Annotated in this window: 24 protein-coding genes; 20 read left to right on the top strand and 4 right to left on the bottom strand. The window is 59.9% G+C overall.

Going from position 1 to position 25,902, the window contains the following annotated elements:
• The first annotated feature begins 123 nt into the window (after positions 1-123).
• Positions 124-864 carry a polysaccharide deacetylase family protein gene (locus FJ443_RS05510; RefSeq protein WP_140494917.1) on the top strand — a complete coding sequence of 247 codons (741 nt, stop codon included), beginning with the start codon at positions 124-126 and terminating at the stop codon, positions 862-864.
• Between the two features lie 38 nt (positions 865-902).
• Here the strand turns inward: FJ443_RS05510 and FJ443_RS05505 are convergent, their stop codons facing one another.
• Both FJ443_RS05505 and FJ443_RS05500 read right to left on the bottom strand, forming a co-directional pair.
• Positions 903-1,292, bottom strand: a complete 390-nt coding sequence (locus FJ443_RS05505) for a DUF427 domain-containing protein (RefSeq protein ID WP_140494914.1) — start codon at positions 1,290-1,292, stop codon at positions 903-905.
• Positions 1,293-1,431: 139 nt separating this feature from the next.
• Positions 1,432-1,788, bottom strand: coding sequence for a hypothetical protein (locus FJ443_RS05500; RefSeq protein ID WP_140514848.1), 357 nt, complete (start codon positions 1,786-1,788; stop codon positions 1,432-1,434).
• 305 nt (positions 1,789-2,093) lie between these two features.
• Between FJ443_RS05500 and FJ443_RS05495 the strand changes: the two genes are divergently transcribed.
• Together FJ443_RS05495 and FJ443_RS05490 are read left to right on the top strand one after the other, a co-directional pair.
• Positions 2,094-3,722, top strand: a complete 1,629-nt coding sequence (locus tag FJ443_RS05495; protein ID WP_140624466.1) for a fatty-acid--CoA ligase — start codon at positions 2,094-2,096, stop codon at positions 3,720-3,722.
• Positions 3,723-3,897: 175 nt separating this feature from the next.
• On the top strand, positions 3,898-4,683 hold the full coding sequence (locus FJ443_RS05490; protein WP_140494907.1) for a DUF1499 domain-containing protein: 786 nt from the start codon (positions 3,898-3,900) through the stop codon (positions 4,681-4,683).
• A 10-nt stretch (positions 4,684-4,693) separates the two neighbouring features.
• On the opposite strand, the gene FJ443_RS05485 is transcribed toward FJ443_RS05490, so the two are convergent.
• Positions 4,694-5,602 carry an MBL fold metallo-hydrolase gene (locus FJ443_RS05485; protein WP_140663048.1) on the bottom strand — a complete coding sequence of 303 codons (909 nt, stop codon included), beginning with the start codon at positions 5,600-5,602 and terminating at the stop codon, positions 4,694-4,696.
• A gap of 117 nt (positions 5,603-5,719) precedes the next feature.
• Between FJ443_RS05485 and FJ443_RS05480 the strand changes: the two genes are divergently transcribed.
• The 15 genes from FJ443_RS05480 (at position 5,720) to FJ443_RS05410 (ending at position 23,296) form a co-directional block, all read left to right on the top strand.
• On the top strand, positions 5,720-6,310 hold the full coding sequence (locus FJ443_RS05480; protein ID WP_140520792.1) for a biotin transporter BioY: 591 nt from the start codon (positions 5,720-5,722) through the stop codon (positions 6,308-6,310).
• 393 nt (positions 6,311-6,703) lie between these two features.
• Positions 6,704-7,981, top strand: coding sequence for a sugar transferase (locus FJ443_RS05475; protein ID WP_246681196.1), 1,278 nt, complete (start codon positions 6,704-6,706; stop codon positions 7,979-7,981).
• A gap of 41 nt (positions 7,982-8,022) precedes the next feature.
• Entirely contained in the window at positions 8,023-9,297 is a 1,275-nt protein-coding gene (locus FJ443_RS05470; protein WP_140663044.1) for a nucleotide sugar dehydrogenase, read from the top strand.
• A complete protein-coding gene (locus FJ443_RS05465) occupies positions 9,297-10,322 on the top strand; it encodes an NAD-dependent epimerase (RefSeq protein WP_140514855.1) in 1,026 nt (341 codons plus the stop codon). The genes FJ443_RS05470 and FJ443_RS05465 overlap by 1 nt, the downstream gene beginning before the upstream one ends.
• Before the next feature lie 161 nt (positions 10,323-10,483).
• Complete coding sequence (locus tag FJ443_RS05460) at positions 10,484-11,122, top strand: methyltransferase domain-containing protein (protein ID WP_181175071.1); 639 nt, start codon at positions 10,484-10,486, stop codon at positions 11,120-11,122.
• On the top strand, positions 11,079-12,437 hold the full coding sequence (locus FJ443_RS05455; RefSeq protein ID WP_140663041.1) for a glycosyltransferase: 1,359 nt from the start codon (positions 11,079-11,081) through the stop codon (positions 12,435-12,437). Before FJ443_RS05460 ends, FJ443_RS05455 begins: the two co-directional genes overlap by 44 nt.
• Positions 12,433-13,569, top strand: coding sequence for a glycosyltransferase (locus FJ443_RS05450; protein WP_348641927.1), 1,137 nt, complete (start codon positions 12,433-12,435; stop codon positions 13,567-13,569). The genes FJ443_RS05455 and FJ443_RS05450 overlap by 5 nt, the downstream gene beginning before the upstream one ends.
• Before the next feature lie 43 nt (positions 13,570-13,612).
• On the top strand, positions 13,613-14,857 hold the full coding sequence (locus FJ443_RS05445) for a hypothetical protein (RefSeq protein WP_140663037.1): 1,245 nt from the start codon (positions 13,613-13,615) through the stop codon (positions 14,855-14,857).
• Positions 14,850-16,181 (top strand): oligosaccharide flippase family protein, encoded by a 1,332-nt coding sequence (locus tag FJ443_RS05440; protein ID WP_181175069.1) that lies wholly within the window; start codon positions 14,850-14,852, stop codon positions 16,179-16,181. Before FJ443_RS05445 ends, FJ443_RS05440 begins: the two co-directional genes overlap by 8 nt.
• A gap of 155 nt (positions 16,182-16,336) precedes the next feature.
• On the top strand, positions 16,337-17,317 hold the full coding sequence (locus FJ443_RS31555; protein ID WP_348641926.1) for a glycosyltransferase family 4 protein: 981 nt from the start codon (positions 16,337-16,339) through the stop codon (positions 17,315-17,317).
• A gap of 29 nt (positions 17,318-17,346) precedes the next feature.
• Entirely contained in the window at positions 17,347-18,516 is a 1,170-nt protein-coding gene (locus tag FJ443_RS05430) for a glycosyltransferase family 4 protein (protein ID WP_140514864.1), read from the top strand.
• Positions 18,517-18,855: 339 nt separating this feature from the next.
• Positions 18,856-19,341 (top strand): hypothetical protein, encoded by a 486-nt coding sequence (locus FJ443_RS05425; RefSeq protein WP_140663032.1) that lies wholly within the window; start codon positions 18,856-18,858, stop codon positions 19,339-19,341.
• Positions 19,342-19,448: 107 nt separating this feature from the next.
• Entirely contained in the window at positions 19,449-19,946 is a 498-nt protein-coding gene (locus FJ443_RS05420) for a hypothetical protein (RefSeq protein ID WP_210239599.1), read from the top strand.
• Between the two features lie 21 nt (positions 19,947-19,967).
• Positions 19,968-20,870, top strand: a complete 903-nt coding sequence (locus FJ443_RS05415) for a polysaccharide biosynthesis/export family protein (protein WP_246675493.1) — start codon at positions 19,968-19,970, stop codon at positions 20,868-20,870.
• A 47-nt stretch (positions 20,871-20,917) separates the two neighbouring features.
• On the top strand, positions 20,918-23,296 hold the full coding sequence (locus FJ443_RS05410; RefSeq protein ID WP_140663029.1) for a polysaccharide biosynthesis tyrosine autokinase: 2,379 nt from the start codon (positions 20,918-20,920) through the stop codon (positions 23,294-23,296).
• Here the strand turns inward: FJ443_RS05410 and FJ443_RS31550 are convergent.
• Positions 23,280-23,555, bottom strand: a complete 276-nt coding sequence (locus tag FJ443_RS31550; RefSeq protein ID WP_246681195.1) for a hypothetical protein — start codon at positions 23,553-23,555, stop codon at positions 23,280-23,282. The genes FJ443_RS05410 and FJ443_RS31550 overlap by 17 nt on opposite strands.
• A 54-nt stretch (positions 23,556-23,609) precedes the next feature.
• Between FJ443_RS31550 and FJ443_RS05405 the strand changes: the two genes are divergently transcribed.
• Both FJ443_RS05405 and FJ443_RS05400 read left to right on the top strand, forming a co-directional pair.
• Complete coding sequence (locus tag FJ443_RS05405) at positions 23,610-24,449, top strand: hypothetical protein (RefSeq protein ID WP_246681194.1); 840 nt, start codon at positions 23,610-23,612, stop codon at positions 24,447-24,449.
• On the top strand, positions 24,446-25,900 hold the full coding sequence (locus FJ443_RS05400) for an O-antigen ligase family protein (protein ID WP_140514870.1): 1,455 nt from the start codon (positions 24,446-24,448) through the stop codon (positions 25,898-25,900). Before FJ443_RS05405 ends, FJ443_RS05400 begins: the two co-directional genes overlap by 4 nt.
• The last annotated feature ends 2 nt before the right edge of the window (positions 25,901-25,902 follow it).

Genomic DNA, 25,902 nt, shown 5'->3' with positions numbered 1-25,902 from the left:
GAGGAACTGCCGCAAGACGGTCAGATTGTCGCGTCTGGTGCTTTTCTGCTATCCAGCTCCGATTTTCGCCTTCATGCGGGTCTTGGGATGCCTGCGTGAAACGCCCGATTGGAATTGGATTTGATGCGCCTGCTGCAAAAAAATCTCTGCATTGTCGCCATGTCTTTGGCCGTCGTGTCCAGCGGCCATGCCGCATCGCTGGTCGAACCCATCCTGCACATCAAGCCGGATGCAGGTGGAACCGGGCGCATTGCCTTGACCCTCGACGCCTGCGGCGGACGGACCGACAACCGCATCCTCTCGGCGCTGGTGGAAAACAGGATACCTGCGACCATCTTCGTCACCGGCATCTGGCTGAAGCGGAACGCCGCCGCCGTCGAGATCATGCGGGCGCATCCCGACCTGTTCGAACTGGAAAACCACGGCGGCCATCACATCCCGGCCGTCGACACGCCGCAGAAGATCTATGGCATACGCAGCGCCGGCAGTCCGGAAGCGGTTCTGGCCGAGGTCGAGTCGGGCGCCGTCGCCTTGGCCGGGACTGGCGAGCCGGCGCCGAAATGGTTTCGTGGCGCGACCGCGGAGTATAGTCCGTCGGCGATCGCCATGATCCGCAAGCTGGGCTTCAAGATCGCCGGCTTCTCGATCAATGGCGACGGCGGTTCGCTGCTCGGCGCCAGGGAAACCACAAGGCGCATAGAAGCGGCCAAGGATGGCGACGTCATCATCGCCCATATCAACCAGCCGACCCATGCCGCCGGGGAGGGCGTCGTGCAGGGCCTGCTGGCGCTCAAGCAGAAGGGACTGACCTTCGTGCGGCTCGATGATGCCGGAGGCTTCGGCAATAACGGCACCACCGACTGATCGGCAGGACGGCAGGTCCGGCCTCCTCGTTCGTCCGTTCAAGCTGGCTTGGCTTCGATGCTGACCTTGCTTGCGTAGAACGCGCCGTGGTTGCGGATTTCAGCCATTTCGTCGAAAGGCTGCTCATAGGCCCACATCGCATCCTTGCCTGCCTCGGCGGCAGGCAGCACGCTCCAGTAGCTTGCGTCGCCCTTGTAGGGACAATGGGTGGAGGATTGCGTGCCGCTCAGCTTGTTGAAATCGATGTCTGCGAACGGGATGTAAAAGGCGGCCGGATAGGGCGCTTCCGTCAGCACCTTGGCGTTCGTCGATGAGGCGATAACAGTGTCGCCTGCACGCACGGTGACGGTGCCCTTATACGGTTCGACGGTGATGACCTTATCGGGGTTGCGCTGGAAGCCGGGTGCCGGGTTGGCGATCTTGTCCATGCTGTTTCTCCTCGTCTCAGCTTTAAGTGTGTCGACGAGGTGGTTTGCGCAAGGCCGACGGTCGCCGGCAATCCGCAATCAATCTCCAGCCGTGGGCGCTGCCGACGGCATTTTTAGCGATGACCTTGTCCGGCGAGGCTCAGGCCGCGGTTCTGAACGCGTCCATCAGGCCGGCATAGGCGGCCGCGATACCGGCCACGGGATTGCTGCTCCTGGATGCGGTCTCGACTTTCAAGTGGCCGCCGCCGGTCGGCAAGGTTAGCAGCAGGAATTGACGACTGCCGCCATCGCCCACGGATGCCGCGGCCACGTGCTCGCCTTCCCCTTCGTTCTGGACGCACATCTTGAACAGCAGCGTGCCGCCCACCGCTTCGAGCGCACCGCCGACAACTTCAACAAATTCATCTTCGGAAACAGTCTTTGTGTCCGGCACCAGATCGCCCAGGCTTTCGGCAAGCGTGCTTTCCAGTGCCTTATCGTCGAGCTGCGTGTCCATGCGAACCTCTTTCAGTCGCCAATCGCACCCCTTTGCCCATTAACGAAACTTAATGCCGACGATGGCCGGATTGTGGCGGATTCTCCTCTCGGTCGAGTAATTTAGACTTCTCTGATATAATGGATTTCAAGGCCGCCGGTCCTATGACATGAGCGCCAGGCATTCGGACCTCCAAGAAAAGACACGACTCGATCGCTTGCCTGCGCGACCGGCATTCGGATTTCGTTCGCCACCGGCGGTGGCTGGACAATCCACCGGTTCGCTTCACAATGGCAACAAAAGCGAGGAGCGTAAGGGAGGAACGAATGCTGGGGCTGATGCAGGAATGGCCGCTTCTTTGCCATAAGCTTATCGACAACGCAGAGCGGCAGCATGGCGCGCGAGAGATCGTATCGCGCTCGATCGAAGGTCCGATCGTGCGCACAACCTACGCCAGCATCCACCGTCGCGCCCTGAAGGTCTCCCAGCGCCTGGAGCGTGACGGCTATCGGCTGGGCGACCGCATTGCGACGCTGGCCTGGAACACGGCGCGCCACATCGAGGCCTGGTATGGCATCATGGGCATCGGCGCGATCTATCATACGCTCAACCCGCGGCTGTTTCCCGAGCAGATCGTCTGGATCATGAACCATGCCGAAGACAAGGCGGTCTTTGTCGACCTGACTTTCCTCCCTTTGCTCGAGAAGATCGCCGGCGCGGTCAAGTCCCTGAAACAGGTGATCGTGCTGACCGACAGGGCGCATCTGCCGCAGACCATGCTGCCCAACGTCGTTGCCTACGAGGAATGGCTCGACGAGGCCGATGGCGATTTCGCCTGGAAAAGCTTCGACGAAGGCACCGCCGCCGGCATGTGCTATACGTCTGGAACCACTGGCGATCCAAAGGGCGTCGTCTACAGTCACCGCTCGAATGTCCTGCACGCCATGATCGCCGCCATGCCCGACGCGATGGGCCTGTCTTCGCGCGACACGATCCTGCCGGTGGTTCCGATGTTCCACGCCAATGCCTGGGGCCTTGGCCAGAGCGCACCGATGATCGGCGCCAAGCTTGTCATGCCGGGCTGCAAGATGGACGGCGCCTCCATCTATGAATTGCTCGACACCGAGAAAGTAACCTTCAGTGCCGCCGTGCCGACCGTGTGGATGATGCTGCTGCAATATCTGGAGGAGACCGGCAGGAAGCTGCCCTACCTCAACAAGGTCGTCATCGGCGGCTCGTCATGCCCACGCATCATCACCAAGAAATTCCAGGACAATTACGATGTCCAGGTCGTCCACGCCTGGGGCATGACCGAAATGTCGCCGCTCGGCACACTGTGTACGCTGAAGCCGGACTATGAAAGCCTTCAGGGTGACGCCCGGCTCGATGTCCAGGGCAAGCAGGGTTACCCGCCCTTCGGCGTCGAGATGAAGGTGACGGACGACGACGGCAACGCGCTGCCTTGGGACGGCAAGACATTCGGGCGGCTGAAGGTGCGCGGCCCCGCGGTGGCCAGCGCCTACTACGGCGGCGCCGGCTCGGAGCAGTTCGACGAGGACGGCTGGTTCGATACCGGGGATGTCGCCCACATCGACGCTGGCGGCTATATGCAGATCACCGATCGCGCCAAGGACGTCATCAAGTCCGGCGGCGAATGGATTTCGACCATCGACCTGGAGAATCTGGCCGTCGGCCATCCCGATGTCGCCGAGGCAGCCGCCATTGGCGTCCCTCATTCGAAATGGGGCGAGCGGCCTTTGCTGGTGGTTGTCCGCAAGCCGGGGAAGGAACCGACCAAAACCGATATCCTTGGTTTTCTCGACGGTAAGGTGGCCAAATGGTGGATACCCGACGACGTCGCTTTCGTCGGCGAAATTCCGCACACCGCCACCGGCAAGATCCAGAAGATCACCTTGCGCCAGCAATTCAGCGACTATCGCTTGCCGACGGATTGACGGGATATTGCGTGTCTCGGCCTGATGCGGTCGTAAAAGGACAGTGCAGCGACGTGCACCTTTCCGGCAGGGCACGATAGCATTTCCAACTGGCGCACGATCCTCCTCGAAAATCGATTCCGATTTTGGTGGCCATGCGCTAAGTCTTCTTCGGCTTGGGATGACGCAGAGAAACATGGTCAGCATTTCGGAACGGCAAACGTCGAAGGCTGCCGGATGGTCGCGGCGCACCGCTGCTTTTTCGGCGGTGCTTTTGCTGACCGTGTTCGTCGGCCATTATTTCAACCTCGTTGAAACGCCGGTGTTCCTGTGGGTGTTGGCTATCGTCGCGCTGTTGGCGGCGCTGGCGCTGCTGTTCGCCGGATTTGCCTTCTCGAGGGTGTGGAATTTTGGCGACTATGGCGGCCGCGACATCACGGTCGGCGTCTTGCTGGCAGTGCTGGTGCTGACCCCCTATGGCATCGCCGCCTATTGGGCGACAATCTTTCCGCCGCTCAGGGATATTTCGACCGATTTCGACGAACCGCCGGCACTCGACGTCACCGGTCGCACGAAGGACATGAACGTGCTCTCGCCGCCGACGCCCGGCGAGCAGCGGTTGCAGACCGACAGCTATCCGCTTGTCACCGCGCGCAGCTACGACCTGCCGTTCGAGACCGTCGTCACTGCCGTTGAAACCGTGCTCGACCGCCGCAATTGGGATCTTACCGGACCCTATCCCGAACTCGCCGGGCAAAGCGACGTGACGATTACCGCTGTCGCCAGGAGCTTCGTGTTGGGCCTCCCCGCAGACGTGGCAATTCGCATCACGGACGACGGGGATACGGTTCTCGTCGACATGCGGTCGGCTTCCCGCTACGGCCGCTACGACCTCGGCGACAACGCTGCGCGCATCACCGACTTTCTGGCGGAGTTGGACCAGGAAGTCGCCGGCCAGGTCGGCGCGGCTCCGGCCGAATAGATGCTCGGGCCTAAGGGGCTGGCCTAAAAATGCCGTCTATGGCCGGCGCGGCGTCTGTCGCGACCAGGCCGCGCGCCACCAGATCCTCCAGATGGGCAAGCACCGACAACCCGGCGGCGCCATGCAGCCGCGGGTCGGTATCCCTGTAGATCGCCTTGACCATGTCTGTGATCGTGCGGTCGCCCGCGCGGATCCGCTCCAATATGGCCCGTTCGCGCATTTTGCGATGGGTCTTCAATCCGCGCATGAAGCCTCGCGGTGCCGTCACCGGCCCGCCGTGGCCGGGCAGCAGCAGGCGGTCACCGCGTTCGATCAGCCGGTCCAGCGAGGCCATGTAGTCCGCCATCGCCCCGTCCGGCGGCGCGACGATGGAGGTCGCCCACGCCATGACGTGGTCGGCCGAAAACAGGATGCCGGTGCCCTCCAGCGCGAATGCCGCGTGGTTGGCGGTATGGCCGGGGGTCAGGACCGTGCGGATTGCCCAGCCGTCGCTGGCGACCAGCGCGCCGTCCGGCAGCGCGAGATCGGGAACGAAAGCGGTATCGGCGCTGGCATCGAGCGCGTTGATCTCGCCAATATGCAATGGCCTTGCCGGCCGGTGCGGCCCTTCCGCCATCACCTGGGCTCCGGTCTCCTGCTTCAGCCGTGCCGCCAGCGGTGAATGGTCGCGATGCGTGTGGCTGACGAAGATGTGGCTGACCGGCCTGCCGGCGATGACGTCGAGCAAGGTGCGAAGGTGAGCTTCGTCATCCGGCCCCGGATCGATCACTGCCAGCGTATCGCGTCCGACGATGTAGCTGTTGGTGCCGTGAAAGGTGAAGGGACTTGGATTTCGGGCCGTGACGCGCTGCACGTCGGGCGCGACGCTGACGCCCCCGCCGTAGCAGGGATCGAAGCTGGTATCGAATTCGAGGGCCATGACGGTGTCGATGCCTGTTGCGGGAATGGCAAAACCGATTGCCGCATAGCACGCAAGCCAATATAGGAAAACGCAAGACCGCGATCATCGGATGGCGGCACTCGGATGGGGAAGACCATGGCAACTGCAACGACGATGCGCCCGCTTGTTTCTCTGGCTCTGCCGCAAGATGGCGCGGCGCGGCTGGCAACGCAGTTCTTCCTGGCGATAGCCGGGACATTGCTCCTGACCCTGTCGGCCAAGACCAAGGTGGTTCTGGGGCCAGTCGATATTTCGATGCAGACGCTCGCCGTCCTGCTGATCGGGGCCGCTTTCGGCCTGCGGCTCGGCGTCGCCACCCTGCTGCTCTATATGGCCGAGGGCGCGATGGGCTTCCCGGTCTTCCAGAGCACGCCGGAAAAGGGAATTGGCATTGCCTACATGCTCGGCTCGACCGGCGGCTATCTCGCCGGCTTCGTGGTCATGGCGGCGATCGCCGGCTGGGCCGCCGATCGCGGCTGGGATCGCCATCCGATCAAGCTTTTCAACGCGATGCTGGTTGCCGAGTTCGTCATGATGGCCATGGGCTTTGCCTGGCTGGCGATGCTCATCGGTCCGGAAAAATCCTGGCAGTTCGGCGTCGTGCCGTTCATCGTCGGTGATCTGATCAAGGTTGCTCTGGCCGCAAGCCTGGTGCCAGCCGTCTGGTCGCTGCTGAAGCGCTCCTGAATTTAAACGAGGTTCCGGGGAAGTACCTGGTCATTGGTCCGGGTCGGACAGATGTGACTGGCAGGTCGTGCCCAAGCAGCCAGCCAGTCACCAGAGATACGAACATCCATTTACCTTCATGCGTCCAGACATTCTCGATGGCGGGCAGTAAGCCAATTTATTAGCGATAGCTTTTGAACCGCATTCAGCGACGCGATTGATAAAAAATCCTGCCGATTGCTACAGTGTAAATAGATACTTGCTGGTATCGTTACAGTGTCGTAGCTCTTGATCTTCGACTGAGTCGAACAGCCAGTAGCGAGAGGCCCGATTCCGCTTTGCGAATGAACGGCCAAGCCAAGCGCATTATTGCAATGGCAATCGCCGACATGGCAGCTTCGAGGGGGGAAGAAGTTGAATGTCGCAACATCAACTCTTGTCGGAAGCCGGCACTTCCTGTTCAGAATTCGCTTTCAACTTATTGGCGGACTGACGTTCGCGATCGTCGCGCCGGCCCTCATCCGGATCGCCTTCAAACCCGATGCGGTCTACGTCGCCAATCTCCAGGTAACCGTCGCTGCCGCGGTCATTGCGCATGTAGCAGGCTTCCTTGCCTATCGGCGTATCGGGAATTTCCCCGGCGTGGCCGCTGCCAGCTACATCCTGCCGACATTTGTGCTGTCCTACGGGCTTGTTTTCCTGACTATTTTCTTTTTTCGTTTCGAGTACAGCCGGTTTCAGGCGGCTGCCAGCTTCACCCAGTCCACGCTCTGGTATTTTGGCCTGAGCATCATAACGCGGCATCTCGAACCGTACCGGCTGGTCGTCATTCCCGGCGGGAACGTAGAGCGCCTAAGGACACTGCCGGGAGTGCATTGGTTCTGGATCACTTCGCCTGGCACCGTCATCGAACGGGCGAATGGCGTGGTTGTCGATCTGCGGGCCGACCTTGACGCCGAATGGGAACGATACATCGCGGACCGGGCCCTTTCGGGCACGCCGGTCTACCACGTCAAGCAGGTCAGCGAGTCGCTGACCGGCCGCGTCGAGATCGAACACCTGTCGGAAAACACGCTCGGCTCGCTCAATCCGAACCAGGCCTATCTCAAGATCAAGCAGGCAATCGACTGGATCTCCGCGCTTGTCATGATCGTGGCTCTTTCACCCTTCGTGGTGCTGATCGCGCTGCTGATCCGGCTGGACTCGGAGGGCCCGGTGCTGTTTCGCCAGCCCCGCATTGGCTACAGGGGCCGGACCTACACGGTCTACAAGTTTCGCTCGATGAGGCAGCAAGCCGGCATTGGCAGCGACAAGGACAAGGCGATCACGAAACGTGACGACGATCGCATCACCCGGATAGGGCGTTTTTTACGCAAGTTCAGGATCGACGAACTGCCGCAGGCCATCAACATCCTGCGCGGCGAAATGAGCTGGATCGGGCCACGGCCCGAGGCTGTCGTCCTGTCGCACTGGTATGAGGCGGAATTGCCGTTCTATCGCTACCGGCACATCGTCAGGCCAGGTGTGAGCGGGTGGGCGCAAGTAAACCAGGGGCATGTTGCGGCGGTCGACGATGTGATGGAGAAATTACACTACGATTTTTACTACATAAAGAACTTCTCGCCTTGGCTTGATGTTCTCATCACCCTCAGAACCATCAAGACGATGATTCCCGGCCATGGTGCGCGATAGCGGAGGCCGTGGCTGATTAAGGCTTGCCGGACAGGAAGCAAATGGACCTCGGCTCCAGGAAAATAGCTGTCATCGGGCTTGGCTATGTGGGTTTGCCGCTGGCGGTGGCCCTCGGAGCGATCAGGGACGTCGTCGGCTTCGACATCAGCCAATCGCGCGTGGATGCGCTGAGGCGTGGCGAAGATCACACGCTTGAGGCCAGCAGAGATGAAATCGACGCCGCCACGCGGCTGCGGTTCACCAGCGACAAGGCCGATCTGCGGGATTGCGGAGTTTTCATCGTCACTGTCCCCACTCCGATCGACAGGGCCAACCGGCCGGACCTGAAGCCCCTTGTCATGGCGTCCGCCGCGGTCGGCGAGGTGATCTCCCCCGGTGCGGTGGTAATCTTTGAATCGACCGTCTATCCCGGCTGTACGCAAGAGGTGTGTGCGCCGCTGATCGAGAAACATTCCGGTCTGCGCTACAACGAAGACTTCTTCCTGGGCTACAGTCCTGAGCGCATCAACCCCGGCGACCGCGAGCACCGGCTGCAGACGATCGTCAAGATCACCAGCGGCTCCACGCCGGAGGTGGCGGACGCTATCGACGCGCTCTATGCCTCGATCGTTCCCGCCGGCACGCACCGTGCCTCGAGCATCGCGGTCGCCGAGGCAGCCAAGGTCATCGAGAACACGCAACGCGATCTCAATATCGCCTTGATGAACGAATTGTCGCTGATCTTCGGCAAACTGGGCATCGACACGTCGGAGGTGCTGGAAGCGGCCGGCACCAAATGGAATTTCCTGCGCTTCAGCCCTGGTCTCGTCGGCGGCCACTGCATAGGCGTCGATCCCTATTATCTGACCCACAAGGCTCAAGAACTCGGCTATCATCCCGAGGTGATTCTTGCCGGTCGCCGCATCAACGACGGCATGGGCCGGCATGCAGCGGACCAGACGGCCCGCCTTATGATGCGCAAGGGCATACCTGTCGTTGGCAGCCGGATTCTGGTCATGGGCGCGGCCTTCAAGGAAAACTGTCCGGACTTGAGAAACTCCAAGGTCGCCGACATTGTCGCGCAGCTGAGGCAGTACAATGCCGGCATCGATATCTGGGATCCTTGGGTCGATGCGCAGGAATGCGCGCGCGCCTTTGGCGTAACGAGCTTTAAAGAGATGCCCGCCGCGCGTTACGATGGCGTTGTCGTCGCCGTGGGGCACGGGCAGTTTCACACCCTGGGCGTTGCCGGTCTTCGGGCGCTTTGCAAGGACCCTAGCGTCGTCTACGACATCAAGGGTCTATTCCCCAGGGATGTTACGGACGGGCGGTTCTGATGAAGGTTCTGGTCACCGGCGCTGCCGGCTTCATAGGCTATCACGTCGCCAGGCGGCTGCTCGAACGTGGCGACGAGGTCGTCGGCATAGACAGCATCAACGACTACTATGATCCGCAGATCAAGCAGGCGCGGCTGCGGCTTCTGGCCGAAGCAAGCCGCAACACCAATGCGGGCTACCATTTCATCCACGGTAATCTCGCAGAGCGAAACGTGGTGGACGGCTGCTTTGCCGATCACGCCTTCGACAGGGTGATTCATCTCGCCGCCCAGGCCGGCGTCCGCTACAGCCTTGAAAACCCGCACGCCTATGTCGAGAGCAACATTATCGCCTACGCCAACATGCTGGAGGCCTGCCGCAACAGCCGTGTCGGCCACCTGACCTATGCCAGCACGTCGAGCGTCTATGGCGCCAATACCGACATGCCGTTTTCCGAGCATCGCCCGGCCGACCATCCGCTGCAGTTCTACGCCGCAACCAAGCGCGCCAACGAGCTGATGGCGCACAGCTACAGCCACCTATTCGGGCTGCCGACCACGGGCTTGCGTTTCTTCACAGTGTACGGCCCTTGGGGGCGTCCCGACATGGCGCTGTTCCTGTTCACCAGGAACATCCTGGCCGGCGAGCCGATCAAGCTGTTCAACAACGGCAACCACACACGCGACTTCACCTATGTCGAAGACATCGCCGAAGGCGTGATCCGCACCAGCGACAGCCCCGCCGCGGCTAACCCCGCCTGGGATTCCGGTCATCCGGATCCTGCGACGAGCAGCGCGCCTTGGCGCATTTTCAACATCGGCAACAACAACCCGGTGAAGCTGACCGCCTATGTCGAGGCGCTTGAAAACGCGCTTGGCCGTAAGGCCATCGTGGAGCTCTTGCCGCTGCAGGCCGGCGACGTGCCTGACACTTTTGCCGATACTTCGGCGCTGCAGGCGGCGGTCGGCTATCGTCCCGGCACGTCCGTGACGGAGGGCGTCGGGCGGTTCGTCGAATGGTACCAGGCCTATTTTGAGCGGAGGTAGGGGGGAGGTCACGTCTTGTCCACGAAATCGATGACGGGATAGCGTCGTTGCTGCGGGGCTTTGTTCGCACGAACGTGGCGGTCTCAGAATGTCTGGACCGAGCCTTGCCGCTACGGCTGCGCGTGGATGGCAACCACGCCTTTGCTGCGGAAATCGCACCGGTGCTCTTTACACCTAACGCACTGGTCTATGATCTGGGCGGAGGAGCAAGGCCGCTTGTAAGCCTAGCCGAGAAGCGTCGTCTGGGGCTGGTTGTCGTCGGGGTGGACCGCGATGCCAAGGAACTGTCGAAGGCTCCGGGCGAGATCTATGACGAGCGGATCGAGGCGGATCTTACCTCGTTCAGGGGGAAGGGAGATGCCGATCTGGTCATATGCCAGGCCACTCTGGAGCACGTCCGCGACGGCGAAGGCGCATTTCGCGGCATTGCCAGCTGCGTAAGGCCGGGCGGCACGGTCGCCATTTTCTCGCCTTCACGCAACGCCGTTTTCGCCAGGCTCAATCGGGTCTTGCCCGAGGCGATCAAGCGTCGCCTGCTGTTTACGGTCTATCCCGACAAGGGCAGAGGGCACGACGGCTTCCCAGCCTTCTATGACAGATGCCTGCCGAGCGAGGTGGAAAGGATCGCAGCGCAAAATGGCCTGGAGCTTGTCCAGCGTCATCTGTTCTGGAGGAGTTCATACTTCTACGCTTTCGTGCCGGCCTTCCTGGTCTGGCGCCTCTGGCTAGGTCTCTCGGCGCTTCTCATCGGGAAGGATGCGGCCGAAACCTACGCCTATGTCTTTCGGCGAAGACATTGATCACCCGAGGATATTCTCCGCTTTCGTGGACCCGAATGCGACGGGCTGTCTCCGCGGTATCCGGGTGGAGCACCGCTCACCGCGCACGGTCAGGCGCAAGCAAAAAAGCTTTCGCCGTGACCGCCCAGGAAAGGTGGCGAACCGAGTGACGTGCACGCGCCAAGACAAGAGATCGTCAGGCAGCCCAGACGCTCGGATTGCTATCTTCATTCCCTCTCTTCGTGCTGGCGGCACCGAGCGGGCAATGCTCACCCTGGCCGGCGAATTTGGCCGGCGCGGCTTGCCGATCGATCTGGTGCTTGGGTGTGCGACGGGCGAGTATCTCGCTTTGGTTCCGAAGACGATAAGGATACAGGACCTCCGGGCCTCGCGGTTGCTGTTTTCCGTATTGGCTTTGATCCGGTATTTGAGACGGGAGCAGCCGCGGGTGATGCTGACGGCGTTACCCCATGCCAATATCGTTGGCATCGTCTCGTCCATGCTCTCGCTGCGCCGGACGCCAATCGTGATATCCGAAAGGAGCAATCTTTCCAGGACCGTCGCCGATACTAAGCTGGTTCGTGAGAAGTTCCTGCCATTCCTCATGCGGCTGACCTATGGTCGTGCCGACACGATCATCACTGTATCGCATGGCGTCGCGGAAGACCTGATCCAGAGCATCGGGGTCCACCGGAGTTCCGTCAAAACGATCTACAATCCGCTGGACATCAAACATGTTGAAGAGCAGGCGGATGAGCCGCTCGATCACCCCTTCGCGGTCGAGGATGGCAGGGTCTTGCTGGTGGCCGTTGGGCGGCTTGATTTCGCAAAAGACCATGCCACGCTCATAAGCAGCTTCGCGCGGATTGCGACGAAGAGGCCCGTCAAATTGGCCATTGTCGGGGAAGGACCGCTGCGGGGATCGCTTCAAACCCTGATCGACGAACTCGAGCTGAATTCTTCGATCGCTCTGGTCGGCTTTTCGAAAAATCCGTATCCGTGGATGCGGCGGGCAGCGTTGTTTCTTCAATCCTCCCGCAGGGAGGGATTTCCAAACACGATCATCGAAGCAATGGCTTGCGGGACCAATGTGGTGAGCACCAACTGCGAAAGCGGTCCGGCCGAGATACTCGAGGACGGCAAGTGGGGGCGCCTCGCCGCGGTCGGCGATGTCCAGGGTTTCGCGGCAGAAGTGATGGCCGCCCTTGATGAAACTGATCCCCCAGACGTCAGGCGTCGGGCGCGGGATTTCGGCGTCGAAAAAGTGGCCGACGCCTATCTGCTCGCGATGGGTGTCGATCCCACGAACGCCGTAGGGAAGGAGCGGTCGTATTAAGATCCTGCACGTCATCACCGGACTTGAGAACGGCGGCGCCGAGGCAGCGCTATACCGCCTGTGCACGGCCGAGCGCAGCCATTCCCATTTTGTCGTCTCGCTTTCGGGTGACGGAAAATATGGCCCGTTGCTTCGCGCGGCCAAAATACCGCTCGCCTGCCTGGCGATGCCAAAGGGAAGGTTGAGTCTCAAGGGGCTCGCCTCGCTCAGGCGCGTGTTCTCGACCTATCGGCCGGACGTGGTTCAGTGCTGGATGTATCACGCCAACCTCGTCGGAGGCGTCCTGGCGCGGCTTGGCGGCATCAGCCCGGTTCTTTGGGGGATGCACAATTGCGGACTGGATCCGCGGGCGGCCTCCTTTACGACCAGGACAGTGGACAGGATATGCGCTCTCATATCCGGTATCATCCCGGCTCGGATTGTCAGTTGCTCGCAAAACGCGTCGCAGCGCCACATCCATGCAGGATATTCGAGCTCGAACTGGACGATCATACCGAATGGGTACGATCTGGCCGTGTTCGAGCCGGACGACCGGGCGCGCGCGCGGCTCCGTCAGGATTGGTCGATAGGTGATGGCCAGTTCGTTATCGGAAACGTCGCTCGCTGGCATCCCGACAAGGACCACCAGAATCTCTTCGCTGCCTTGTCCAGGCTGTCGATGCACAAAAGCCTTCCCTTCAAATGTGTTCTTGCCGGCCCGGGTATGACGGCTGAAAACACTGCGCTTGCCGTGCTGTTGGAGCGCTCTGATGTTCGCCACAAGGTGAAGCTTCTTGGGCCGAGCGACGACATTGCCGGTTTGATGAATGCATTCGACATTCATGTGCTGGCCTCCAGCAGCGAAGCCTTTCCGAACGTGGTTGCCGAGGCGATGGCATGCGGCACGCCATGCGTGGGAACGGACGTCGGGGACATCGCGATGCTTGTCGGCAACACGGGATTGATCGTTCCGCCGCGGAACCCTGACGCGTTATCGCGTTCCATCGAGATCATGGCTTCGGAAATCCAGGATACCCGGTCTTGGGCGAGCAGGCGGCAAGCATGTCGCGACCGCATCGCTGCGGATTTCTCGCTTGAGCGGATGGCGCACTCGTATGGCTTGCTGTGGGAGAAATCGTCCCTGAGCCGCTAAGGGGTGAGAACAATTCGAATATTCAGATGGCGATGGAACGAAAGTGAAGCACCTCAAACGAGATTATTTTGTTTCGCCATTTGCGCTCACGCCGCAAATGTTGTTGCTTTTGTCGAGCTTGGTCTACTTTGTGCCATTCGTCACCGGGGGATTTCAGTATGTTGATGTCGGCAGAAGGAAGTATGATTTCATATATCACGCGGGCACTGAATATGCCATTGCGCTTTCTCTTTCTTGCATTGCTGCCGCGATGCTGGTCTTCATGCCAAGGCGTCAAGATTTCGAAGTCGAAGGCGACGTTCGGGGAGAGTCGATCGTAATAATTGTGATGCTGGTGGTGTTCGGTGGGATTTCGATAGCAAATCCGGCACTTTTTTCGGCCTCAAAGGCCGATGTTTTGTCATCTACCGGGCGGATCCAGTATGTATTTTACAACAGCTGCATCATCGGCATGGTGTTCGGAGCCCTGTCGGGGTGGAAGAAATCCAGGCTGGTCATCATCTTGAGCTGCCTGGGACTGATGCTTACGCTCTATATCGGGCATCGCTCTTCGGTTGCCATCGCGATTTTAGCTTGTTTGTACATAAGGTACAGGAACATTTCCCTGCTTTTGATCAGGAAAAGATACATAATTGGAGGAATTGGCGCATTCTTTTTTCTTGCAGTGTACAAGGCAGTATATGCAGCAATAAAAGCAGGAAATTTTGAACTTGTAGGTCAGAAAATACAATTCGACCAATTGTCCGATTCCGCTCTCGTGGGGCTGGAGCAGTTCGTGACATTGGCTCACCTGGATCTGGTCGTGAAATATGACTACACCTTACCGTGCTCGAATCTTTGGCTGGTGCCTTTTTCTCTGTTTCCGTTCTCGGATACGGTCTTTGGCAAGGACGGATGCACCTACAACGAGCAGGTTCAGCCGTTCCTATTTCCGGGTTACAGTGGTGGCGTCGCTGCAAACATCTGGGCGGAGTTCTTTGCCAATTTCGGGTATGCCGGATTTCCGCTGCTCGTTGTCATTCTGTCGCTCGTGTGTGTTGCCGTCGAGGCGATAATCCGCAATGTGCGCAGCGCGACGCTCAAGGCCGGGCTGATCGTGGCCATCGTCCATCTCACATTCTACATCCAGCGCAAGGAGCTGCTTGGCGCCTTCATCTCCGCCAAGCGAGCCGTTCTCGTTGCGCTTTTCATTTTTGGCTTGGTTTATGTGCACCGGAAGTGTTTTCCACCGGCCCCCGCCGAGGTGGTGCCGCAGGGGGCGCGGGCCTTGCGCCGAGACAATGGCTGAGGACGTGACGGCGGTCGCCAAGCCTTCCGGATGGATGCGCGCGCGGCGGATTGCCCGCGACGTTACGTTTACGACGTCCGCAAGCGGAGTGGCCGCGTTGTGCTCCATCCTTGCACTGGCGCTCAACGCACGGTCGCTGGGTCCGGGGAATTTTGGCACACTCGCCGTAATTCAGGCCTATGTGGCGTTCGTTTCCGGCCTATGCACGTTCGAGAGCTGGCAGTTAGTGATCAGGCTGTGCGCGAGGTCGCCTTTGCGTCTGGGACCGGCGGCATCTTGCGGAATTGCCCTCGATGTTTCAGCCGCCCTTCTCGCCACGGTCCTGGCGATAGGCGGGATCTTGCTGTTTGGAGAAGCTGTCGGCGTGTCGCGGGATAATCGCCTTCTGGCGATTATCTACAGCCTCACCTTGTTGGCGAGTCTTTCGGGTACGCCGAAAGGTGTGCTTCGGCTGAACGGCCGGTACGACGTCATTGCCGGCAATCAACTCATGCAAGGGGTTGCCGTGGTGGTTGCCTCTCTCGTCCTTTGGATCCTCGATGCCTCATTGCCGGCTTACGTAATCGTGCTGGCAGCGGTCGGCGCATTCTACAACCTGACGCTGTTCGTACGCCTGCTTCTCTATGCCGGGCGGGAAGATATCGAACTGTTCAACCCGCTCCGTTCCCGATCCAAACGCCGTTTCTTCTGGGCATTTCTTGCCATGGCCACGGGGACCAGTCTGCTCTCGACAATGATAAGTGCCAGGCGGCATCTCGCATTGTTCCTTGTCGCGGGCCTGCTGGGAGAGGTCGCCGCGGGCTCTTATTCGCTCGCATCGCGCCTGGCGACTATGGTTTCCCGGCTGACCGCTCCCCTGAACCAGGTGATCTTTCCCGAAATCGCGAAACTGTCGAAGCAAGAGCCTTCTTCTCGTCTATACCGCTTGAACGCCCGCATCACCGTGGTTTCGGCATGCGCCGCCGCCGGCATGGCGGTTGGGGGGGTGTTGCTGCAAAACCCCATCGTCCTTCTGGCTGGCGGCTCGGCCTACGCCGAAGCTTCGCTGCTCTTTGCCATTTTGTTCGCTTCAGAATGCTTCGGCCTGGCTGGAATGCATCTCAATCCGTTGATCCAGGTCTTGGCCGGGACGAAGCCGCTTTTGAAAATCACGGCGCTGGCGATCGCCATCTATGTTCCGCTTTGCCTGGCTTTGTCCGGATGGATCGGAATTTCGGGCATCGCCTGGGCCGGCTTGCTCGTATCGGCGGTGGTCTACGCGGCGATGACAGTGGTTTCGCATCTATTGTTGAAAAGGCGAATCCGCCTGGCGGAAGATATCTGAAGGCGGATGTTTTGAGATACTTGTTTTGCCTGCCAAGATACCACACCAATGCGGTACCCTGGGTTCGCATTTTGACTTCGGCGGGGCACCATGTTGCGGTCGACGTAGTCGAAACGAGCGTCACCGAGAATCACGCTCTTGTTTCTCCCAACGTGATGGCTCCATCCGCGCTGTCCCGGATGATCATGCGTCGGCGCTCAAGCAACATTCCGAATTCGCCTTTTTCCTTTCCCGGCGTCTTTTCCTACTGGAAGCGTTTGCAGGCCGAAGACCCCGACGTGGTGATCATCCGCGGAGTGACGCGATGGTTTTGCAGGGTCGCGGCACTCTGTTCAATTCTGCAAGGGCGCAGGCTGGTCATCTACGACCAGGAGGACGCCAAGCCCAACGCATGGAGTGGCACATGGGTTCGAAGAGCCGTCTTTCATGGCCTAGGCATCCCGCATTTCACCTCACGGCTTTCGCCAAATCTTGGCCCGGCCAAGCTCGGCGATGCCATGTCCCTGCCATTCGGGAGCCCTTTCGAGCCGGCCCGGACTGAAGGCCTGGAAAGCAGGCCATTGCAGTGGCCGCCTCGAATCCTGATGGTGGCAAAATACCGGGAGCGCAAGGGGCACAGTTTGCTTCTGAGGGCGTTGTCCGCGATTTCATCCATGCCCTTCTCCCTGACATTCTGCGGCGAGGAGGCAACGAACGCCGACACGGCTTTCTGTCAGGCCTTGCGGCGCGAGGCTCAGGCGCTTGGCGTGGCGGACAGGCTTCGGTTTCAAAACAACATTGCGCATGACGACATGATCTCGGTCTTCTCCGTTCATGATCTCTTGATACTGCCCTCGCGGGCTGAACCCGCGGCGGTGTCTCCCATCGAGGCGGCCTGGGCGGGATGTGCCGTGCTGATGTCGCGAGACAGCGGCACGAGGTACTACATGCCCGAGGGGGCCGCTTTCGATTTCAACCCCGACGATCCGCAAGACATCGCACGCGCGGTCGCGAGGCTGATCGCTCGGCCACAGGATCTGGGGCCTGCAAGGGACGCCTGCTTCGCCCGCATCTCATCGCTCGCCAGTGACGACGAGATCTTGCGGCTGTTCGAGACCTTTGGGCCGGGCAGGGCACGACTGCATACAAGACGGTGAGCGAAACGGCATTGGGGGAGGCGGGGACGATGCTTGGGATCGGAAGAAAGATAATCATCTCCATCAACACGTCCTGGAATGTCGTCAATTTCCGCAAAGGCCTCATCGAGGCGCTGCAAGGGCGGGGCTATGAAGTGGTGGTTGCGGCGCCCAGGGACGAGTATTCGCGCCTGATCCCGCCGATGGGCTGCCGGTATGTCGAAATCGAGATGGATAATTCCGGCACCTCGCCGTTTCGCGACATGGTGCTTCTGTGGCGCTACTGGCGCCTGCTGCGCCGCGAGAGGCCGCTGGCGTTTGTCGGCTTCACCATCAAGCCCAACGTGTTCGGATCGCTGGCGGCAAACCTCAATGGCATCCCGGTCATAAACAATGTTTCAGGGCTCGGCACGGTTTTCGTCCGTGGCGGCCTTCTCCAGAAAATTGCCAAGGTCCTGTACCGGCTGGCGCTGGCCCGTTCGAAAATAGTCTTCTTTCAGAATGACGACGACAGGATGCTGTTCGTCAGCGAGCGCCTAGTCCGCAAGGAACTGACCGCGCTGCTGCCGGGCTCCGGGGTCGACCTTATTCGCTTCTCTCCGGCGCCCCGCCAAAGCCAATCGTCCGGCGCGATCGTCTTTCTGCTGGTGGCCAGGCTTCTCTGGGACAAGGGCGTGGGCGAGTTCGTCGAGGCAGCTCGTCAGATGCGCCGCAACATGCCTGGCGCGCGCTTCCAGCTTCTTGGATTCCTCGATGTCGAGAACCGCACAGCGGTCAGCCGTGCGCAGGTCGAGCGATGGGCAGGCGAAGGCCTGGTCGAGTATCTCGGAACCACCGACGACGTCCGTCCCTTCCTGGACGCGGCCGATTGCGTCGTCTTGCCCTCCTACAGGGAAGGAACGCCGCGCTCGCTGCTGGAAGCAGCCGCGATGGGCAAGCCGCTGATCGCGTCAGATGTGCCCGGCTGCAGGGAGGTGGTGGACCACGGCGTCAACGGCCTGCTGTGCAAGGTGAAAGACGCAGGCGACCTGGCAAGCAAGATGCTCGAATTCGCAACGATGGACGCCGCATCCAGGAACAGGATGGGCATGGAGAGCCGAAGCAAAGTGGAGCGGCAGTTTTCGGAACGGATCGTCATAGAGTGCTACATGACGCAGATAGGGAAGCTCAATGCCTCGCCAGGCGATGAACCGGGCCGGCGTGTAGTTGAACGCGGTTGAAGTTCGAGCCGAGGAGATCAGGCATTCAAGCAGGCGCTAAGCTTGTCTTGCTGCATTGCAGATCGGGACTCGGCTTTCGAGGGGGCTCGGCTTTGATCAAGTTGGGCTCGGTGTAATCAGGATGAAAAGGGAATCGTAATTTCTCTTTGGAGGGCCAGACATCCATCGCCGACAGCTCGGGATTATTTATACGTAATTGCTAAAATGGCGCGTTGTTCAGGTCAAACTTCTCCGCATCGTGCGACACGGGTTGGAATTGTGGCAAAAAAATGTTAGGCGCTGATGTCACCACCTTTTGATCTGGCATATCCGGGATGATTTGAAGGAAAGGCGAAACGGATGAATGTCATCATTAGAACCACAGTGAGCGCGTTGGTTGCCGCGAGCGGTTTCACTTCGGTTTCATCTTTCGCCCAGGACGTATCCTGCAGCTGCGCTGCCGCCTATCGCGGCCCGGCGAGTGCGATTGGATCCATTCGTTCCGCCGATGGCGACGTGATGGTCTCGCAGTCGGTCGGCTATGGTCCTGCAAAGGCGGGGAGCACTCTCGGCCTTGGCAGTCGGGTGGTAGTCGGTACCAAGGGTTCGGCATCCGTACTTGTTGGCGGCTGCAACATGAATGTACCGGCGAATTCCAGTCTGGATGTTTCACGCGTGGGCGGCAACATCTGTCTGAAACTCGTGGGTTCAGAACGGACGGCGGCCATCCAGCCGTCCGGTGGCACAAGTGGGTTTGGCCTGCCCGAAGGGATTTTCGCCGGTGCGCTTGTCACCAGCGGTGTGTTGGCGGCGACGCAGGATGACGACAAAGCGGTCAGTCGCTGAGGGGCGGACCACCGTGAGTGCTGGTGAGTTCTTTGAGTGTTGTTGATCGAAGGGGTGCGTAAGCGATCCGTTCCGGGGGCGGGTCGTTGGTTCGAAGGGGGGTAGAAATGACCGGGCGTCATCGGGTTGGGGTTGTCTTCGCTTTTATCACGCTCGCCGGGGGAGGTGCCTGGTTTACAGCGTCCGATGCTGTTGCCCAGTCGGCACAGACATGTTCGTGCCTGGCCGCTGCGCCCGTGTCTGGCATTGTCGGCCAGTTCACCCAAGTCCGGGGTGATGTGCAGATGTCGCAGGCCGGCGGTTACGCCGGGGTGGGCGCGGGAGCGCCGATTTATCCAGGCGCGCGCATCATGACCGGGCCGCAAGCATCGGCTTCCTTGGCCATCGGCGCCAATTGCGCGCTTGATGTTCCGGCCAACGCGACCGTCAGCATCAATCCGGTGCAAGGCGGTATGTGCGTCTCGCTTGATGCGCAGGAAGCTGCTACCGGACCTGCCAATTCCGGACCTGGCATTTTGCCGGTGCTGTTGGGCGCCGGCGCGGTTGGTGGCGGCGCCGCACTGGCTATTGGACTACAGGATGACGACAACGCAGTCAGCCGCTAGGCAAGGTCTGGTCTCGCCGGTTTGCGCAAGCTCGGGCGCGATAGTGCAGAACCAGTCGCTCACGCCATCGGAAAAACGAGCGAAGAAGCCGGGAGCCAGCTGTGCGGGCCATTTCGATGGGCCGCCCAAGCTGTTCAAAAGTGGGGCTCTGTGATGGGCATTCTCGATCTCGGGGGAAGTGGCGCGGGGATGCCGGCACTGCTTGTATTGCTCGCCCTCTCTGCTTGCGCGAGCAGTTCATCATCGTCCACGGGCTCTGTCGATGCGCTGCAGCCGACATCGTCCTCAACGGCGCTTGCCGGGGGCGGCGCGCTACAGATGGTGAAGGATCTGCCGGCACCGCAGAATACACAAAACGGCAGCGAGCAGCCGCTGTCTGCCAACGATGTACTCGAAGTCAGCGTATTCCAGGTCGACAACCTGAACAGGACGGTTCAGGTGGACGCCGGCGGCCAGATTTCCCTTCCGCTTATCGGGACGATGACAGCGGCCGGCAAGACGGTCCGCCAGCTCGAAAAGGATATCGAGACAGCCTATGGCGCAAAATATCTGCAATCGCCGGATGTCACAATTTTCGTCAAGGAATCGATAGGCCAGCGCATCACGGTCGACGGTGAGGTCAACAGGGCCGGCATCTATCCGGTGTCCAGCAGCGCCTCCTTGCTGGATGCGATCGCCCTTGCCGGAGGCTTCAACGCCATCGGCGATGCCGGCAAGGTCTTCGTCTACCGCAATGTCGGTCAAAACAAGCTGGTCGCAAACTACAATGTCGAGGAAATCCGCGCCGGCAAGAATCGCAACCCGCGTATCTATGGCGGCGACGTGGTCGTGGTTTTCGCTTCGAAGTCGAAAATCGCAATGAACAATTTGAAGGATGCCCTGGGCCTCGCGTCGAGCGCGGCCCGAATTGCGGTCATTCCGTAAGGGAGGCCTGGCCGGCCAGGGTACGGACAACCAGGATCACCTCGCGCATGCTCGATCGCCACAGGCAGCCCCAAATCGCCGGTCCTCGACATGGCCAGGCTTTGTCCGCGGACCTCTATTATGACGGGGCGCAGAATTATAGTCCTTACGGTCGAGACTATGCCGCTCACGACGAGAGATTCAATCCGCTCAAGCTGCTTTTCTATGTCGTGCAATATCGCTGGCTGATTGTCATGATGGCGGTGGCTGGCCTAATTGCCGGTATCATAGTGACAATGATGCAGACGCCGAAGTATCAGGCAACGACACAGCTGGAAGTCCTGGTCCCTTCGGCAAAGGTTTTTCAGGACATCGAAGTGGTTTCTGAAAACAGCGACTTACGCGCGTTTCTGACCGCTCGCGAGAAACTGAAGAGCCGTGCGCTGGCCCAGCGCGTCGTGTTTCAGCTGGGGCTCTCCGAAAAACCGGATTTCCTGTTCCCAACCCCGAGCTTCTCGCTCAGCAACATCCTCTACCGTGCATTCGGAATTTCCAAATCGCCTTCGATCCAGGAAAAGACCCCCGAAGAGCGAGAGGCAATGGCGATCAAGCGCGTTCTGAAGGATCTGACGGTCAACCTTGTGACCAACACCAGCTTGCTGTCGATCACCTTCATCGACCAGAAGCCCAGATACGCAAGCGACGTCGCCAACCAGGTCGCGCAGAGTTTTATCGATCAACGTCTCGACCAGACCAGCGAGACGTCCGATCTGGCGAGACAGTTCATCCAGGAACAGGTCCTGCAGGTCAAGCAGAAGCTGCAGAAGTCCGAGGAGGAGCTGGTCACCTATGCGAAGGATGCCGGTATCACCGTCACCGGCGACGACAAATCGCTGATCGGATCGAACATCGAGGCGCTGAACACAGCGCTCGCGACCGCTATCCAGGATCGTCTTGATGCCGGTCGCGTCGTGGACCAGATAGACAAGGGGCGAGGCTCCAGCCTGTCGCCGGTTCTGGAGAGTGATGGCTTACAAAAACTCAGCGAAAAACTCGCGGACCTCAAGAGCCAATATCAGCAGAAACTGAGCATTCTGAAGCCTGGCTTTCCGGAGATGCAGCAACTTCAGTCGCAGATCAAGGAACTGACGCGGCTCTATAATAACGGCGTCCTGGCGATAACCGATTCGCTGCGCCTGAAGTACCAGGAAGCGCAGAACAAGGAAGCCGACCTCAAATCCAAGCTCGCCGAGATGGAAAAGCAGCAGGTCGTCTTCAATGACAAGAACATAAAATACACCATCCTCAAGCGCGAGGTCGATTCCAACCGGTCGCAATATGACAGCCTCATCACCAAGCTGAATGAAGTAGGCGTCAGCTCCGAGCTCAAGACGCAAAGCGCAGCCATTGTCGATTTCGCGACCCTGCCCGTAAGTCCCTATTCTCCGCGCCTGATCATCAATCTGGCGATCGCGCTAGCGCTGTTCATGGCTCTCACTGCATCGATCATCTACATCATCGAGTTGCTGAACAACACCTTCACCAACCCCGAGCAGGTCGAAAGGGAGCTGGGGCTGGCCATGCTCGGCATCCTGCCGCTCGTAGATGACCGCGAACTGACGGCCAGCATCGCCGACCAGAAGTCCGGGCTATCGGAAGCTTATCGTTCGCTGCGAACGTCGCTGCAATTCTCCGGCGCGGAGGGCGCGCCGCGTTCGCTGCTGGTGACCAGCTCCGAGCCTTCCGAAGGCAAGTCGACGACCTCGTTCAAGCTCGGCCAGGATTTCGCCGCCCTCGGTGCGAAGGTCTTGCTTATCGACGGCGATCTGCGCAAACCGAATCTTCATCGGCTGTTCGGTCTCGACAACGCGATCGGGTTGAGCAATCTCCTGACGAATACCGTGCGCAAGGAAGATGTGGCGGGCATATTCAGGACGACCAAATATCCCAACGTGACCGTGCTGACGTCCGGAACGATCCCGCCCAACCCTGCGGATCTGCTTTCATCGCCGAAGATGGCGCTGATCGTCAACAATCTTGGCAAGCGCTTCGATCTCGTCATCATCGACGCTCCGCCGATCGTCGGCCTGTCCGATGCGCCCATTCTCAGCCGGCTTGCCGAGGGCACGCTGGTTGTCATTTCCACGAACCAGGTGACGCGCAAGGCGGCCAAGACGGCGCTGAAACGCCTGCGCGCAGCCGGAGCGAACGTGATCGGGGCGGCAATGTCGAAATTCGCGGTGAACAAGTTCGACTACAACTACGCCTATAAATACATGAACTACCAATATTACGAACATGGCGCGGGCACGCCGAAGATTGAGGGCAAAGTCGATGACGGAGCAGGCCAGCCCTCTCATGCAAAATCTCCTGCGTTCAAGCGTTTGGTTCGTCGCCTCCGTTCTGGTGTTGATGGCTTCGTCGATCGGGCTAAGTCGGCTCCTTGAGGAGGAAACGCCGAGCGTGTCTCTGGCACTGGACCCGCTGAACGCAGATGCCTTGATAGACGAAATTGCCGGCGAGCTGAACGAAACAAGCGCCGATCTCGGCGCCTTGGCCGCCAAGGCCAAGAATGCGCTTCGCTTCAATGTCGCGGACGCCCGTCTCTACAGCCTGATCGGTGAGATCAGATATCGGCAAGGCGAACAGGCCCAGGCTTTCGAACTTTTCGACCAGGCGCGAAAACTGTCCAAGACTGAAATCCATGCGCTGCAGAGGTCCATCGATCGCTCGATCGCGGCAGGCGATCTGGCGAGGGCCGTGGGCGAGATCGACACCTTGCTGCGCCGGTGGCCAGACCAGTTTTCGGCCATCGCCCCAGGCTGGCCTGCCATCCTTTCCAATTCCGACGGCTATCAGGCCGTGCTGGCAGCCCTGGAGGCAGAGGCGCCGTGGCGTGGTAAGCTTTTTCTCGCCCTTGGCCAGAACCCGCAAAGCCTGGGACCTGCAAACCAGCTGCTGCTCGATCTCGGACGCACGGATGCGCCCCCGAAATCCAGCGAATTGTCCGCCGTTATCACCGGTTACATCAAGCAGAAGGACTATGGCCCGGCCTATCGGCTGTTTCTTTTCAGCCTGTCCGATCGGGAGCGGAAGCTGGGCGGCTATATCTTCAATGGCGGCTTCGAGCCGCTCTTCAGCGGCAAGCCGTTCGACTGGGTGATACACGACCGATCTGGGCTGGAGATCACCTTTGCCGGATCGCAGGGCGCGGGTGAAAGTGAAAGCGACAGCAACAGCGGGGCGACGGTTCGATTTCTAAACACGCCGGTCAAGAACGCTGCGCTTCAGCAATATGTCGAATTGCCCCCCGGTTCTTACCGGATGTCCATGACCGTGTCCGCAACAAATCTCAAACTGCCAAAGCAGCTGTTCTGGTCCGTCAGATGCGCGGACCCGTCAAGCGAGATAGCGCGCTTCAACATACCGGAAGGCACATTCAACCGGCGAAGCCTGAGCCTGGATTTCATCGTCGGACCGGCTGCGTGTCCGATACAGTTGCTGAGGCTGGAAACAGCCGCAATTGCCGAGAGCTGGCGGTTTCGATACGTCGGCACGCTGGTCATGCACAGATTGAGCATCGAGAGGGTGTCGTCGTGAGAGCACGGTCACGGCAGCCCGGGCAGTGGGACAAATACCTGCTTGGGTCGGTTCTTTTCCTGTCCCTGCTGATTGGCGGCGGCACCGCGAGCAGCCTCTACACCGAAACGCTGATCGAGATCGCGGCGATTCTCTCGGCCGCGGCCATCCTGTCGCGGCCCAGCGGACAAACAATTCCCCGGGCGATCTTGTGGCTGATTGCTCTCGGCCTAGCCGTGTTCTGCTTCCAGATCGTTCCGCTGCCCGGGGCCTTGCTGGACGGGTTGCGGCCCGAGGTGCTGCTTGTCAGACCCTGGCTGGATGGTGAAACGCAATCGCGCTTCGTCAGCGTCGGCGTCGGGCGCACGATCGAGTGCATGTTGTATTTCGCCGCCGCCGCGGCATTTTTCCTCGGCGTCACCCGCCTGCGCACCGAGGAGGTCTACGGCCTTGTTCCCTTCTTTTTCATGGGCGTCATCTGCAATGGCCTGGCCGCGGCGATCCAGTATTCGCTCTCCGATACCGTCGCCATAGAAGGATTGCTGCCGTTTACGATCAATGCGGGCCTGTTTGCCAATCAAAATCACTTTTCGGCCTTGCTCTTCGTCTCCATCCCATTCGTGGTCTATTATGGCTTGTTCCGTGGACATTTTCTGTCCGGATCGCTTGGGCTGACGATGCTCTTGCTGCTTCTTCTGGCAGCCGGCTCGCGCGCCGGCATTCTGATCGGACTGGTGATCACCGCGATATCAGTTGTCTTCCTGTCCGCTCGCTCAAGGGCGGGCGGATATGGCATTCTTGCGGTTTTCATCGGGCTTTCCGTCTACACGATCGGCGCATGGGCGAAGATCGATGCGAAAGTGGTCGATCCGGCTTTCGGCAGGGCGGAGTTTGCTCGCACCACGATCGAAGGAATGAAAGAGAACTGGGTGACTGGCGTTGGTTTCGGCAGCTTTCCGAAGGTTTATCAGATATACGAAAAAGCCGGAATGATTTTCAGAACTTATGTAAATCATGCCCACAATGACTACCTCGAATTGGCACTTGAGGGCGGCATACCGGTCGTTTTGTTAATGATTGTGTATGCCATATTGCTTTTCGCCTCGTCGGTCCGGATTCGCCGGGAGCCGTTACAGAAGGCTGCATTTCTGTCGGTGTCGTTTTTGCTCGTTCACTCTCTTGTCGACTATCCCTTGCGAACCGCAGCACTCGCGATGACGTTTGCCTATTTGAATGCGATCGTCTTTCACAAGGGTTTTGCCGAGCGGCTGAACCAAAGGCGCGAGATGGGCGAGATAGGCCATCACGATGAAGACGATCTGCTTGTCCCGGCCAGGACCTCGGGCCCGGCAAGGCAAGGGCGGTTGGCGGGGGCCGGGGACACTCGCTCGGCCCCTTCGTCGGGCACCAGATTGACAAGCCACGGCATGAAACCTAAGCACGGGCGGCTTGTGTCAGGGGAGGGGACTTAGGC

Source organism: Mesorhizobium sp. B2-6-1 (assembly GCF_006440475.1).
Lineage (GTDB): Bacteria > Pseudomonadota > Alphaproteobacteria > Rhizobiales > Rhizobiaceae > Mesorhizobium.
This window is presented reverse-complemented; position numbering and strand designations above follow the sequence as displayed.

Excerpts from the sequence above, each read along its gene's own strand:
- FJ443_RS05510 (WP_140494917.1), top strand. The coding sequence starts at position 124 with ATGCGCCTGCTGCAAAAAAATCTCTGCATTGTCGCCATGTCTTTGGCC.
- FJ443_RS05505 (WP_140494914.1), bottom strand. The coding sequence starts at position 1,292 with ATGGACAAGATCGCCAACCCGGCACCCGGCTTCCAGCGCAACCCCGAT.
- FJ443_RS05500 (WP_140514848.1), bottom strand. The coding sequence starts at position 1,788 with ATGGACACGCAGCTCGACGATAAGGCACTGGAAAGCACGCTTGCCGAA.
- FJ443_RS05495 (WP_140624466.1), top strand. The coding sequence starts at position 2,094 with ATGCTGGGGCTGATGCAGGAATGGCCGCTTCTTTGCCATAAGCTTATC.
- FJ443_RS05490 (WP_140494907.1), top strand. The coding sequence starts at position 3,898 with ATGGTCAGCATTTCGGAACGGCAAACGTCGAAGGCTGCCGGATGGTCG.
- FJ443_RS05485 (WP_140663048.1), bottom strand. The coding sequence starts at position 5,602 with ATGGCCCTCGAATTCGATACCAGCTTCGATCCCTGCTACGGCGGGGGC.
- FJ443_RS05480 (WP_140520792.1), top strand. The coding sequence starts at position 5,720 with ATGGCAACTGCAACGACGATGCGCCCGCTTGTTTCTCTGGCTCTGCCG.
- FJ443_RS05470 (WP_140663044.1), top strand. The coding sequence starts at position 8,023 with ATGGACCTCGGCTCCAGGAAAATAGCTGTCATCGGGCTTGGCTATGTG.
- FJ443_RS05465 (WP_140514855.1), top strand. The coding sequence starts at position 9,297 with ATGAAGGTTCTGGTCACCGGCGCTGCCGGCTTCATAGGCTATCACGTC.
- FJ443_RS05455 (WP_140663041.1), top strand. The coding sequence starts at position 11,079 with ATGCGGCCGAAACCTACGCCTATGTCTTTCGGCGAAGACATTGATCAC.
- FJ443_RS05440 (WP_181175069.1), top strand. The coding sequence starts at position 14,850 with ATGGCTGAGGACGTGACGGCGGTCGCCAAGCCTTCCGGATGGATGCGC.
- FJ443_RS31555 (WP_348641926.1), top strand. The coding sequence starts at position 16,337 with ATGGCTCCATCCGCGCTGTCCCGGATGATCATGCGTCGGCGCTCAAGC.
- FJ443_RS05430 (WP_140514864.1), top strand. The coding sequence starts at position 17,347 with ATGCTTGGGATCGGAAGAAAGATAATCATCTCCATCAACACGTCCTGG.
- FJ443_RS05425 (WP_140663032.1), top strand. The coding sequence starts at position 18,856 with ATGAATGTCATCATTAGAACCACAGTGAGCGCGTTGGTTGCCGCGAGC.
- FJ443_RS05420 (WP_210239599.1), top strand. The coding sequence starts at position 19,449 with ATGACCGGGCGTCATCGGGTTGGGGTTGTCTTCGCTTTTATCACGCTC.
- FJ443_RS05410 (WP_140663029.1), top strand. The coding sequence starts at position 20,918 with ATGCTCGATCGCCACAGGCAGCCCCAAATCGCCGGTCCTCGACATGGC.
- FJ443_RS31550 (WP_246681195.1), bottom strand. The coding sequence starts at position 23,555 with ATGGATTTCAGTCTTGGACAGTTTTCGCGCCTGGTCGAAAAGTTCGAA.